This is a genomic window from Hymenobacter sedentarius (genome assembly GCF_001507645.1).
In the GTDB taxonomy this organism is placed as follows: Bacteria; Bacteroidota; Bacteroidia; order Cytophagales; family Hymenobacteraceae; genus Hymenobacter; species Hymenobacter sedentarius.
Genome location: NZ_CP013909.1, coordinates 1,911,612 through 1,924,936, shown reverse-complemented (window position 1 = coordinate 1,924,936; position 13,325 = coordinate 1,911,612). Strand labels below are relative to the sequence as shown.

7 protein-coding genes are annotated in these 13,325 nt (G+C 54.8%); all 7 read right to left on the bottom strand.

Going from position 1 to position 13,325, the window contains the following annotated elements; translation table 11 throughout:
• Nucleotides 1-22: 22 nt before the first annotated feature.
• Nucleotides 23-328, bottom strand: a complete 306-nt coding sequence (gene rpsJ, locus AUC43_RS07955; RefSeq protein WP_035567915.1) for a 30S ribosomal protein S10 — start codon at nt 326-328, stop codon at nt 23-25.
• Nucleotides 329-367: 39 nt separating this feature from the next.
• Nucleotides 368-2,506 (bottom strand): elongation factor G, encoded by a 2,139-nt coding sequence (gene fusA / locus AUC43_RS07950; RefSeq protein ID WP_068191717.1) that lies wholly within the window; start codon nt 2,504-2,506, stop codon nt 368-370.
• Between the two features lie 109 nt (nt 2,507-2,615).
• Nucleotides 2,616-3,083: a 30S ribosomal protein S7 gene (rpsG, locus tag AUC43_RS07945; protein WP_035567919.1), complete on the bottom strand. Its 468-nt coding sequence runs from the start codon at nt 3,081-3,083 to the stop codon at nt 2,616-2,618.
• 90 nt (nt 3,084-3,173) lie between these two features.
• Nucleotides 3,174-3,605 carry a 30S ribosomal protein S12 gene (gene rpsL, locus AUC43_RS07940; protein ID WP_068191715.1) on the bottom strand — a complete coding sequence of 144 codons (432 nt, stop codon included), beginning with the start codon at nt 3,603-3,605 and terminating at the stop codon, nt 3,174-3,176.
• Between the two features lie 183 nt (nt 3,606-3,788).
• Nucleotides 3,789-4,112 (bottom strand): DUF3467 domain-containing protein, encoded by a 324-nt coding sequence (locus AUC43_RS07935; protein WP_068191713.1) that lies wholly within the window; start codon nt 4,110-4,112, stop codon nt 3,789-3,791.
• Between the two features lie 387 nt (nt 4,113-4,499).
• Nucleotides 4,500-8,855, bottom strand: coding sequence for a DNA-directed RNA polymerase subunit beta' (gene rpoC, locus AUC43_RS07930; RefSeq protein ID WP_068191711.1), 4,356 nt, complete (start codon nt 8,853-8,855; stop codon nt 4,500-4,502).
• A 411-nt stretch (nt 8,856-9,266) separates the two neighbouring features.
• Nucleotides 9,267-13,136 carry a DNA-directed RNA polymerase subunit beta gene (gene rpoB, locus AUC43_RS07925; protein ID WP_199243549.1) on the bottom strand — a complete coding sequence of 1,290 codons (3,870 nt, stop codon included), beginning with the start codon at nt 13,134-13,136 and terminating at the stop codon, nt 9,267-9,269.
• Nucleotides 13,137-13,325 lie beyond the last annotated feature (189 nt).

The following is a 13,325-nucleotide window of genomic DNA, read 5'->3' as shown; positions in this document are numbered from 1 at the left end:
AATTAAGACTGAAATCGAATCCTCAGACTTTGATTTCTACGTCAACGCCGCTGGGCAATTCCAGCTTCATCAGGGCATCTACGGTCTTCGACGAAGTCGAGAAGATGTCCACGAGGCGCTTGTAGGTGCAAAGCTGGAACTGCTCCCGGCTCTTCTTGTTCACGTGGGGCGAGCGCAGCACGGTGAACTTCTCTTTTTGGGTCGGCAAAGGAATCGGACCGCTCACGATGGCACCGGTGGCCTTCACTGCTTTCACGATTTTCTCGGCCGATTTGTCTACGAGGTTGTGGTCGTAGGACTTCAGCTTAATGCGGATTTTCTGGTTCATTGAGGGTTTTGGTCCGATTGACCAAGTTAGTGACCGGTGTTATTTACTTCCTTTTACTTTAGCAATGATGCCTTCGGCCAAGTTGCTGGGCACTTGCTCGTAGTGCGAGAACGTGAGCGAAGCCGAAGCGCGACCCGACGAAATCGTACGCAGGGCAGTTACGTAACCGAACAGCTCCGACAGCGGAACGTCGGCCTTGATAACCTGGGCACCACCTTTCGTGTCCATGCCTTTCATCAGACCACGACGACGGTTCAAGTCACCGGTTACGGGACCCGTGTATTCGTCGGGGCAAACCACTTCAACAGCCATGATGGGCTCGAGCAATTTCGGACCAGCCTGACGCGCAGCTTCGCGGAAACCACCGCGGGCAGCAAGTTCGAACGACAGCGCGTCCGAGTCAACGTCGTGGTAAGAGCCGTGGAACAGGCGCACTTTCATGCCCTCAACCGGGAAGCCGGCCAACGGACCCTGACGCATAGCTTCTTCGAAACCTTTCTGAATCGGCTGGATGAATTCGCGGGGAATAACACCGCCAACAATGGCGTTGTCAAACTCGAAGCCAGGCTTTTCGGGCTCGGTCTCTTTCGGGCCGAGTTCAAACACGATGTCGCCGAATTTACCGCGGCCACCGGTCTGCTTCTTGTAGGTTTCGCGGTGCTCTACCTTCTTAGTCAGAATCTCCTTGTAGGCTACCATCGGGGCACCCTGGTTGATTTCCACTTTGAATTCACGACGCATGCGGTCGATGATGATTTCCAAGTGCAGCTCGCCCATACCACGCAACACGGTCTGGCCGGTCTCTGGGTCGGTGTTTACCTTCAGGGTAGGATCTTCCTCGATGAGCTTGGCAATGGCCATGCCCATTTTGTCAACGTCAGCCTGGGTTTTTGGCTCGATGGCGTAACCGATTACGGGCTCGGGGAAGCTCATCGACTCGAGAACGATGGGGTTCTTCTCGTCGGTTAGCGTATCGCCGGTTTTGATGTCTTTGAAACCAACACCTGCTGCAATGTCACCCGCTTGGATTTTGTCAATCGGGTTCTGCTTGTTGGAGTGCATCTGCATGAGGCGCGAGATACGCTCCTTCTTGCCGGTGCGGTTGTTGAGCACATACGAACCAGCATCCAACACACCGCTGTAGCAGCGGAAGAAGCACAGACGGCCTACGAATGGGTCGGTAGCAATTTTGAAAGCCAGAGCGGTGAAAGGCTCCGAGTTGTCGGGGTGACGCTCAATCTCAACGCCGCTCTCGGGATGGGTACCGATGATAGCGGGCATATCGAGCGGCGACGGAAGGTACGCCATAACGGCGTCCAGCATCGTCTGCACACCCTTGTTTTTGAAGGCCGAGCCGCACAATACGGGCGAGAATTTCATGTCGATTACCGCTTGGCGGATAACGACCATCATTTCTTCGCGAGTAATGGAATCGGGGTTTTCGAAGAACTTCTCCAGCAACGCGTCATCATACTCAGCAACACTCTCAACGAGCTTCTGACGCCACTCGGCTACGGTCTCCACCAAATCCTCGGGAACGGGGATTTCGCTGTACGACTTGCCTTCGGTAGCATCATCCCATACAATGGCTTTGCCGGTTAGCAAGTCCACAGCACCTTTGAAGGTGTCTTCAGCACCAATCGGAATCTGCAACGGCACTGGGTTAGCACCCAATTTGTCTTTGATTTCGGCAACCGCCTTGAAGAAGTCAGCGCCGGCACGGTCCATCTTGTTGACGAAGCAAATGCGGGGCACTTTGTATTTGTCAGCCTGACGCCATACCGTCTCCGACTGCGGCTCAACACCCGACACGGCGCAGAACAGGGCCACGGCACCGTCCAGTACGCGCAGCGAACGTTCCACTTCCACCGTGAAGTCCACGTGGCCAGGGGTGTCAATCAGGTTGATTTTATATTGCTTGGTTTCCGACGTAGGGTCACCTTTTACGTCGGTGGGGTAGTTCCAGAAGGTAGTAGTGGCAGCCGAGGTAATCGTGATGCCGCGCTCCTGCTCCTGCTCCATCCAGTCCATCGTGGCGGCACCATCGTGCACTTCCCCGATTTTGTGGGTTTTACCCGTGTAGTACAGAATACGCTCCGAAGTCGTGGTCTTACCGGCGTCGATGTGCGCCATAATCCCGATGTTCCGGAGGTATTGTAGGTCTTTGTTAACGGCCATGATTATGTTGAAGGCTTAGAAATTTGGGGTCTCAGGTTCTTGGTCGTTTAACAGAACAATCCGTCAAATAAGTCCAAGTCCCTAAGACCCCAAATAACAATTAACCAGTTTAGAAACGGAAGTGCGAGAAGGCCTTGTTAGCCTCTGCCATGCGGTGGGTGTCGTCTTTCTTCTTAACGGCAGCACCTTCGCCTTTGGCGGCAGCGATGATTTCGCCGGCCAGCTTGTCCTTCATGGTCTTCTCACCACGACGACGAGCATACTGAATCATCCATTTAGCACCTACCGAAATGCGGCGGTCAGCACGCACTTCAATCGGAACTTGGAAGGTAGCACCACCTACGCGGCGGCTCTTTACTTCCACGGTGGGCATCACGTTATTCAACGCTTTGCGCCACATTTCGAGGCCGCTCTCCTTGGTGCGCTGCTCCACGAGGTCGCAAGCGTCATAGAAGATGGTGTACGCCAGGTTTTTCTTCCCGTCGTACATCATATAGTTCACAAAGCGGGTTACCAGCGTCTCCTTGTATTTAGGGTCCGGCAGCAAGATGCGCTTCTTTGGTTTAGACTTTCTCATGATAGGTAGTTGATGTTGAGTAGTCAGTATCAAGGATGCGCGGCTCCATTTCTGGTGCCACGCATCACTGACTACTCACTACTAGCTGATTTATTTCTTTTTAGCTGGTGCGCCTTTGCCACCCTTGCCAGCTGCTGCTGCGGGTTGACCGGGCTTCGGACGCTTAGCACCATACTTAGAACGACGCTGGGTCCGGCCGCTTACACCGGCGGTGTCCAGGGCGCCACGGATGATGTGGTAGCGAACACCTGGCAAGTCTTTAACCCGGCCACCACGAATCAGCACGATGCTGTGTTCCTGGAGGTTGTGGCCTTCACCGGGGATGTATGCGTTTACTTCCTTACCGTTGGTAAGGCGCACACGGGCCACTTTGCGCATAGCCGAGTTCGGCTTCTTAGGCGTGGTGGTGTACACACGGGTGCACACGCCCCGACGCTGCGGGCACGAATCAAGGGCGGGCGACTTCGACTTGGTAGTCAAAGCCTCACGGCCTTTCCGTACTAACTGATTGATGGTTGGCATTTAGCGAATGGTTTGTTTGGAGCCGTTTGCCCCTAAAATTTGGCTTGCAAAGGTAAGATTATTTCGCCGCAATAGCAAACAGAGTGAGGATGTTAATTTTTGGGCACCTTGATATTATCTAAAAAGAAAAGCGCCTCCACTAGAAAATGGAGACGCTTTCATAGCTAGTGTTTCTGGTTAAGCTTACGCCTCCCCTACTGCGCCTCCAAAGTTCATCGGATAACTCGGGGCTTCATTCTGCATTTTAATAGCGCCAAAGGCCGCTTCAAAACGCTCGATGTTTTCTGTTAGGGCCTGTAAAAGCCTCTTGGCATGCTCCGGTGTAACGACAATGCGCGCCTTCACCTTAGCCTTAGGCAAGCCGGGCATCATGCGGATGAAGTCAATTACGAACTCGCTGTTGCTATGTGCAATCATGGCGAGGTTGGCGTATTCGCCCTCAGCCATGGCTTCGGAAAGCTCAATGTTGATGGCGTTGGGGTCCGGGTTTTGGTCGTTTGGCTGCATGATTCTAAGTTGTTATGAAAGAGCGAACAGTGATGTCATTACTCGCTAGGTCTAGTTTTTGGGAAGAAAATCAACGTATAAATCCCAATCAGCATTGGAACTGGAATAAGCAGGATAAACCATCCCATTGCATCACCAATTATTGGTGGACCTGCGATAGCCAATATCAATGCTACTAATGCACCTCTTTTCCTTGTAGAAGATGACTTTCTGTTTAACACCATTATTAGTGCTACTATAAACAGTAATCCAATTACAATCCAGAAAATCCAAGGCATCAATTTTAAAATTTGGGTAGCAGTATGTAAAGAGGTCTGGCGTAAAGTAAAATAGAAAAAGCCGACCGGGATACCCCAGTCGGCTTTTCCATTACAAACCTACGGCAGATTACTCAGCCGATACTTCACGCTTGCCAGCGCGGCTGGGCCGCTTGGCAGGTACAACCTCCTCGGCGGCCTTGGCGGCTAGTTGAGCAGCCTCCATTTCCTCTTTCGAGCCTACTACCTGACGCGTGTACTCGCGCAAGCCAGTACCGGCCGGGATGAGGTGACCAACGATTACGTTCTCCTTTAAGCCCAGGAGCTGGTCGGCCTTGCCACGGATGGCGGCTTCACTCAGCACCTTGGTCGTCTCCTGGAAGGATGCGGCCGAGATGAACGAGGCCGTACCCAACGAAGCCTGCGTGATGCCTTGCAGGGTCGGACGCGAAACGGCAGGTTGGGCATCGCGCACCTGCACCAGGGCAAGGTCACGGCGCTTCAGGCTGCTGTTCTCGTCGCGAAGCTTGCGGGCGTTCACAATCTGACCGGGCTTCATGTTCGTCGAATCACCGGCTTCGGTCACGACTTTCATGTCGATAATCATGTCGTTCTCGGCCATGAAGATGATTTTATCAATCACCTGGTTTTCGAGGAACGAAGTGTCACCGGCATCCAGAATCACAACTTTCTGCATCATCTGGCGAACTACCACCTCGATGTGCTTATCGTTGATTTTCACACCCTGCAAGCGGTATACTTCCTGAATCTCGTTCACGAGGTATTCCTGCACGGCGCCGGGGCCCTGAATGCTCAGGATGTCCGAAGGCGTGATGGCGCCATCCGACAGCGGCATGCCGGCGCGGATAAAGTCGTTGTCCTGCACCAGAATGTGCTTCGACAGCGGCACCATGTACTTCTTCTTGACACCGTCTTTCGACTCCACGTAGATTTCACGGTTACCGCGTTTCACGGTGCCGTAGGTTACTACGCCGTCGATTTCCGATACCACGGCGGGGTTCGACGGGTTCCGGGCTTCGAAGAGTTCGGTAACACGCGGCAGACCACCGGTGATGTCACGTGTTTTGCCAACGGAGCGAGGAATCTTAGCCAGGATGTGACCCGCCTTGATTTTGTCGTTGTTTTCCACGTTCAAGTGCGAACCTACGGGGATGCTGTAGGCCTTCTGGCCTTCGGCATCGCCCTTTTTGCCGGGGCGCACAATGATGGACGGGTTCTGGTCTTTAGCCTTCGATTCGATGATTACCTTCTCGCGGTGACCGGTCTGTTCGTCCGATTCCTCACGATACGTAATGCCTTCGGTGATGGCGTCGAACTGAACGGTACCGTCGAACTCGGCCAAAATAACGGCGTTGTACGGGTCCCAGTTGTTCAGCTCCTGGCCTTTCTCCACTTCCTGACCTTCCTCTACCAGCATGAAAGAGCCGTAGGGAACGTGGTTGGTGGTGAATACTTTGCCAGTGCCTTTCTCCACGATGCGAATCTCGCCCGAGCGACCCATTACCACAGCACCCTTCACGCCTTCCGGCGTGGTGGTAGCCACGGTACGTACGTCTTCGAACTCAACCACACCAGCGAACTTCGACTTGATGTTGGCTTCCACCGCAATGTTGGAAGCCGTACCACCTACGTGGAAGGTACGCAGGGTCAGTTGCGTGCCGGGCTCACCAATCGACTGAGCGGCGATAACACCAACGGCCTCGCCACGCTGCACCATGCGGCCCGAAGCCAGGTTACGGCCGTAGCACTTGGCGCAGATACCGCGCTTGCTTTCGCAAGTCAGTACCGAGCGAATCTCTACCGACTCGATGCCGGTAGCATCGATGCGACGGGTTGTGTCTTCCTTGATTTCCGAACCGGAAGCCAAGATAACTTCGTCCGTGATGGGGTCCACGATGTCGTGAACCGTTACGCGGCCGAGGATACGCTCCGACAGTGGCTCAACGATGTCCTCGTTGTCTTTCAACGCGAAGGTTTCGATGCCACGCAGGGTACCGCAGTCCGGCTCGTTCACGATTACGTCCTGCGAAACGTCTACCAGACGACGGGTCAGGTAGCCGGCGTCAGCCGTCTTCAGAGCCGTGTCAGCCAGACCTTTCCGGGCACCGTGGGTCGAGATGAAGTACTCGATTACGTCCAGGCCTTCTTTGAAGTTAGACAGAATCGGGTTTTCGATAATCTCACCAATAGAACCCTGCAGCGACTTCTGCGGCTTGGCCATCAGACCACGCATACCGCCCAGCTGACGAATCTGCTCGCGCGAGCCACGGGCTCCCGAGTGCATCATCATGTAGATGGAGTTGAAGCCCTGGTTTTCGCGCTCCAAACGACCCATCAGCGTTTCCGTGATTTGGTTGTTGATACGCGTCCAGATGTCGATAACCTGGTTGTAACGCTCGTTGTCGGTAATCAGACCCATCTGGTAGTTCTGGGTCACGGCCTTCACGTCGTTCTGCGCTTGCAGTACTAGCTCGTCTTTCTCTTTCGGAATCTGGATGTCACCCAGACCCATGCTCAAGCCGCCTTTGTAGGCCGACTGGAAACCGAGGGTCTTGATATCATCGAGGAATTGAGCCGTACGAGCCATGCCCGTGCGCTTGAACACCGTCGAGATGATTTGCTGCAGCTTCTTCTTGGTCAGCAGCTCATCTACGAAACCAACTTCCTTAGGCACGAGCTGGTTGAACAGCACGCGGCCGGCTACGGTCTCAACTACCTTGGTAACCAAGTCGTCGTTCTCGTCGCGAATCTGCGTCCGCACCTTAATGTAGGCGTGCTTCGAGAGCTGGCCTTCATTGAGGGCAATCACAACCTCTTCATCCGAGTAGAACACACGGCCTTCGCCCTGAATCGTCTCGTCGTCGGTGCTGCGCTTGCCTTTGGTAACGTAGTACAGACCCAGAACCATGTCCTGCGACGGTACCGCGATGGGCGCGCCGTTGGCGGGATTTAGGATGTTGTGCGAGGCCAGCATGAGCATGGAGGCTTCCAGGATAGCGGCCGGTCCGAGGGGAACGTGCACAGCCATCTGGTCACCGTCAAAGTCAGCGTTGAAGGCCGTACAAACGAGGGGGTGCAGCTGGATAGCCTTGCCCTCGATGAGGCGCGGCTGGAACGCCTGGATACCCAAGCGGTGCAGCGTAGGAGCACGGTTGAGCAACACCGGGTGGCCTTTCAGCACGTTCTCCAGGATGTCCCAAACCACGGCGTCCTTACGGTCCACGATTTTCTTAGCCGATTTCACCGTCTTCACAATGCCACGCTCGATGAGCTTGCGGATGATGAACGGCTTGAACAGCTCGGCCGCCATGTTCTTGGGCAGACCGCACTCGTGCAGTTTCAGCTCAGGACCTACAACGATTACCGAACGACCGGAGTAGTCAACACGCTTACCAAGCAGGTTCTGACGGAAACGGCCCTGCTTGCCTTTCAGCATATCGGACAGCGACTTCAGAGCGCGGTTGCCTTCGGCACGCACGGCGTTCACCTTACGCGAGTTGTCGAACAAGGAGTCAACAGCCTCCTGCAGCATGCGCTTCTCGTTCCGCAGAATCACCTCGGGCGCTTTGATTTCAATCAGGCGCTTGAGGCGGTTGTTACGAATGATAACGCGACGGTACAGGTCGTTCAAGTCGGAAGTGGCGAAACGGCCACCGTCGAGCGGAACGAGGGGACGCAATTCCGGCGGAATCACCGGCACCATGCGGATTACCATCCACTCGGGGCGGTTTTCCACGCGGGTAGCGGCGTCACGGAAGGCTTCCACTACGCGCAGACGCTTCAACGCCTCAGCCTTACGCTGCTGCGAAGTCTCGTGGGCAGCGGAGTCACGCAGTGAGTAGCTCAACTCGTCCAAGTTGATGCGCTCCAGCAGCATATGCAGGGCATCGGCACCCATGCGGGCGATGAACTTGTTGGGGTCCTCATTGGGCAGCATCTGGTTCTCCCGGGGGAGTTTGTCGATGATGTCCAGGTACTCGTCTTCGGTGAGGAAGTCGAGAATCTGCACGCCCTCTTCAGCCAAGGCACCGGGCTGAACCACGACGTACCGCTCGTAATAGATAATCTGGTCGAGCTTCTTGGTGGGCAGGCCCAGCAGGTAGCCGATTTTGTTAGGCAGCGACTTGAAGTACCAGATGTGAGCAACCGGCACAACGAGTTCGATGTGGCCCATGCGCTCACGACGCACTTTCTTCTCGGTCACCTCCACGCCGCAACGGTCGCAGATGATGCCCTTGTAGCGAATGCGCTTGTATTTGCCGCAATGGCATTCCCAGTCCTTAACCGGACCGAAAATCCGCTCACAGAACAAGCCACCCATCTCGGGCTTGTAGGTGCGGTAATTGATGGTTTCAGGCTTCACTACTTCGCCAGTGCTCCGCTCCAGAATTGCTTCGGGCGAGGCCAGGGAAATGGTGACTTTGGAGAAGTCCTGTACCAGTTTCTTGTTTTTTGCGAAAGCCATTTGATTGGTTTTAAGCTGTTAGCTGTTGGCTTTGAGCTGTTGGGCGCTTCATCCTTCGCCAGAAGAATGCAAGAGTTCCAAACAGTTTGACTCTTAGAAAAGTGCCGGTACGGACCAGATAGGTATGATGCGCAAAAGCCTTTTAGAAGGTCTGGTAATCTAGTTGCCAGGCCAGCGGACGGGTGGGAAGGCCTTCGATTAGGAAACTCAGAGAGTGAATTGCTGTCCTGACCATATCTCGGAACAACCTCTCCTTTATCTGTCACCGAAGCGTTTTCGCACCCTTCGTTACATGAGCTGCTCAAGTAGCAGCTCGTATGGCTTGCCGGCAATGTTGTAGTGATTAATGATGAACGGTCAGTGGTCAAATTCAAACTAACCACTAACTGTTTACCATTAATCACTACTAAACTATTCCAGGGTAATTTCCAGTGCCAGACCACGGAGTTCGTGGAGCAACACGTTGAACGACTCGGGGATATTTGGCTTGGGCAGAACGTCGCCTTTTACAATGGCTTCGTACGCTTTGGCACGACCTACCACGTCGTCCGATTTCACCGTCAGGATTTCCTGGAGAACGTTGGAAGCACCGAAGGCCTCCAATGCCCACACCTCCATCTCGCCGAAGCGCTGGCCACCGAACTGTGCTTTACCACCCAGCGGCTGCTGCGTGATGAGCGAGTACGGCCCGATGGAACGAGCGTGCATCTTGTCGTCAACCAAGTGACCCAGCTTGAGCATGTAAATCACGCCCACGGTTACCGGCTGGTCGAAACGGTCGCCCGTCAAGCCATCGTGCAGGTAAGCACGGCCCCAATCGGGCAAGCCAGCCTCGGTCAGCTCACGAGCAACTTCGTCTTCGGTAGCACCGTCGAAAATTGGGGTAGCATAGGTGCGACCCATTTTCAGACCAGCCCAACCAAGTACGGTCTCGTAAATCTGACCGATGTTCATACGGCTTGGTACACCGAGCGGGTTCAGCACGATGTCCATTGGCGTGCCGTCGGGCAGGAAAGGCATGTCCTCATCGCGCACGATGCGGGCTACCACACCCTTGTTACCGTGGCGGCCGGCCATTTTATCACCGACCTTCAGCTTGCGCTTCTTGGCGATGTAAACTTTGGCAAGCTGCACGATGCCAGCAGGCAGTTCGTCGCCCACTTCTAAGGTGAAGCGCTGACGCTTGAATTTCGCGGTGATGGTGTTGCGGCGCTTGGCGTAGTTACGCACCAGCTCGAGCACCAGGCCATTCACACGGGCATCAGCCGTCCAGCCTTCCAGAATCAGGTCCTTAAACAGGTTCACTTCTTCCGGAACAGCGTAGTTGCTCTCGTCCTTGTAAGGGTTCTTCTCGGGGAACATACCCTCGGTGATGTTCTTGCGGTTGAACTTCACGCCCTTGGCAATCATCTCCTCGCCGAAGCGGTGCTTGATGCCCTGTGACGTTTTGCCTTCCAGCAATTGCACCAGCTTGTCAATCATGACAGCTTTTACACCACGCAGTTCCTGCGCGTAGGTCGACTTCAAGTCCTCCACTTCCTTCTTCGACTTAGCCCGGAGGTTTTTGTCTTTCTTAGGACGCGAGAAGAGCTTGGTGCCGATAACCACACCTTGCAAGGAGGGCGGCGCCTTAAGCGAGGCATCTTTCACATCACCGGCTTTGTCGCCGAAGATGGCGCGGAGCAGCTTCTCTTCCGGAGTGGGGTCCGTCTCGCCCTTCGGCGTGATTTTACCAATCAGAATGTCGCCTTCCTTCACCTCCGCACCGAGGCGGATGATGCCGTTATCGTCAAGGTTGCGAACAGCTTCTTCGCTCACGTTCGGAATTTCCGAAGTCAGCTCTTCTTCGCCGCGCTTGGTCTCGCGCACTTCCAGCTCAAACTCCTCAATGTGAATCGAGGTAAAGATGTCGTCGCGAACCACGCGCTCCGAGATGACGATGGCATCCTCGAAGTTGTAACCCTGCCACGGCATGAAGGCCACCTGCATGTTGCGGCCCAGGGCGAGTTCGCCTTGGTTGGTGCCGTAGCCTTCGCAAAGCGCCTGGCCCTTGGTCACCCGCTCACCGCGCTTCACGAGCGGCGTCAGGTTGAGGCAGGTGTCCTGGTTGGTACGACGGAACTTGATGAGGTCGTAGGTAATGCGCTCCGCGTCGAAGCTTACCATGATGTCGTCCTCCGTGAGGTCGTACTTTACCACGATTTTGTTAGCGTCAACGTAGTCGATTACGCCTTCGCCTTCCGACATAATTAGGGTACGCGAGTCGCTGGCAATGCGGCCTTCCAGACCCGTGCCCACAATCGGAGCCTCAGGACGGAGAAGGGGAACGGCCTGGCGCTGCATGTTCGAGCCCATCAGGGCACGGTTAGCGTCGTCGTGTTCCAGGAACGGAATCAGCGAAGCTGCTACCGATACAATCTGGTTCGGAGCTACGTCCATGTAGGAGTACTCCGAAGGGTTCACCACCGGGAAGTCACCTTCGAAACGGCCCTTTACCAATTCCTGCGTCAGGTTACCGTTGGCATCGAGCAGGGAGTTGGCCTGAGCGATGTGGTGGGTATCTTCTTCCTCAGCAGTCAGGAATTTCACGTTCTCGCTCATGTCCACCTTGCCGCCTTTCACGTCGCGGTAAGGCGTTTCAATAAAGCCCATGGCGTTCACTCGAGCGTGCACGCACAGCGACGAAATCAGACCAATGTTGGGTCCTTCCGGCGTTTCGATGGTGCAAAGACGACCATAGTGGGTGTAGTGAACGTCACGTACTTCGAAACCAGCGCGCTCACGCGACAGACCTCCTGGCCCAAGAGCCGATACGCGACGCTTGTGCGTCACCTCGGCCAGCGGGTTGGTTTGGTCCATGAACTGCGACAACTGGTTCGTACCGAAGAACGAGTTGATAACGCTCGACAGCGTACGGGCATTAATCAGGTCAACCGGCTTGAAGTCCTCGTTGTCGCGCACGTTCATGCGCTCCTTGATGGTACGCGCCATACGGGCCAGACCCACGCCAAACTGAGCGTAGAGCTGCTCCCCTACCGTGCGCACACGACGGTTGCTCAAGTGGTCAATGTCATCGACAATGGCCTTGGAGTTGATGAGACCAATCAGGTACTTTACAATCAGAACAATGTCCTGGTTGGTTAGCACCCGCGACTCTTGCTCCATGCCAATCTGCAGCTTCTTGTTAATCCGGTAGCGGCCCACCTCACCGAGGTCGTAGCGCTTGTCCGAGAAGAACAGCTTCTGGATGATGTCGCGAGCGGTTTCTTCGTCCGGCGCCTCCGTGTTCCGGAGCTGGCGGTAAATCTGCTCAACGGCTTCTTTCTCCGAGTTGGAGTTGTCCTTTTGCAGCGTGTTGTAGATAATTGCGAAGTCCGCAATGTTCACGTTCTCACGGTGCAAGATTACCGACTTGGCGCCGGCCTCCAAAATCACGTCGATATCGGCATCCTCGATGGTGGCATCACGCTCGAGCAACACTTCGTTGCGGTCGATGGATACTACTTCGCCGGTGTCCTCGTCCACGAAGTCTTCCGTCCAGGTGCGCAGCACCCGGGCAGCCAACTTGCGGCCCACGATTTTCTTGAGGTTTTTCTTGTCAGCCTTCACTTCCTCCGACAAACCGAACAGGTCGAGAATGTCTTTGTCGGTGCCGTAGCCGATGGCGCGAAGCAGCGTCGTCACCGGGAATTTCTTCTTCCGGTCGATGTACGCGTACATCACGTTGTTCACGTCCGTGGCAAATTCTATCCACGAACCTTTGAATGGAATGATACGGGCCGAATACAGCTTGGTACCGTTCGTGTGCTTGCTTTGGGCGAAGAATACGCCCGGCGAGCGGTGCAGCTGCGATACGATAACGCGCTCGGCGCCGTTGATAACAAACGAACCCTTCACGGTCATGTAAGGGATGTTTCCGAGAAACACCTCCTGCTCAATCGTCTCGAAGTCCTCGTTGTCCTTATCATTGCAAATCAACCGGAGCTTGGCCTTCAGGGGAACCGAGTAGGTCAAGCCGCGGTCGATGCACTCGTCAACCGAATATTTCGGGGGGTCGACGTGATAATCGATAAAGTTGAGCACGAAATTTTCGCGCGAGTCCGAAATCGGAAAGTTCTCGGCAAACACTTTGAACAATCCTTCGTTAGAACGACGCTCAGCAGCGGTTTCTAACTGAAAGAATTCCTGGAACGAGCGTACTTGCACGTCCAGGAAGTCCGGATATTCAATAACCTTCTTAATCTTGGCGAAATTGATTCGCTCGGCGGCCGTTTTCTTCAGGGCGGCCGTCTTTGCTTTCGGTGTAGCCAATGCGATGGGGATTAAAAGATGGACACAGAAGCGTAAAAAAGGAGGCCGGGGTGGCGGCTGGCCAGCAATGCGGAGCAGAACCCGCACTCCCTAACGCGCACAATAACAGTGGCATTAGCTGACGCAAAGAAGCGCGAACTAGAAAGCTCGCGCTTTTGA

Coding starts and splice junctions, on each gene's coding strand:
- rpoC (WP_068191711.1), bottom strand. CDS start 8,855: ATGGCTTTCGCAAAAAACAAGAAACTGGTACAGGACTTCTCCAAAGTC.
- rpsG (WP_035567919.1), bottom strand. CDS start 3,083: ATGAGAAAGTCTAAACCAAAGAAGCGCATCTTGCTGCCGGACCCTAAA.
- rpsJ (WP_035567915.1), bottom strand. CDS start 328: ATGAACCAGAAAATCCGCATTAAGCTGAAGTCCTACGACCACAACCTC.
- fusA (WP_068191717.1), bottom strand. CDS start 2,506: ATGGCCGTTAACAAAGACCTACAATACCTCCGGAACATCGGGATTATG.
- AUC43_RS07935 (WP_068191713.1), bottom strand. CDS start 4,112: ATGCAGCCAAACGACCAAAACCCGGACCCCAACGCCATCAACATTGAG.
- rpsL (WP_068191715.1), bottom strand. CDS start 3,605: ATGCCAACCATCAATCAGTTAGTACGGAAAGGCCGTGAGGCTTTGACT.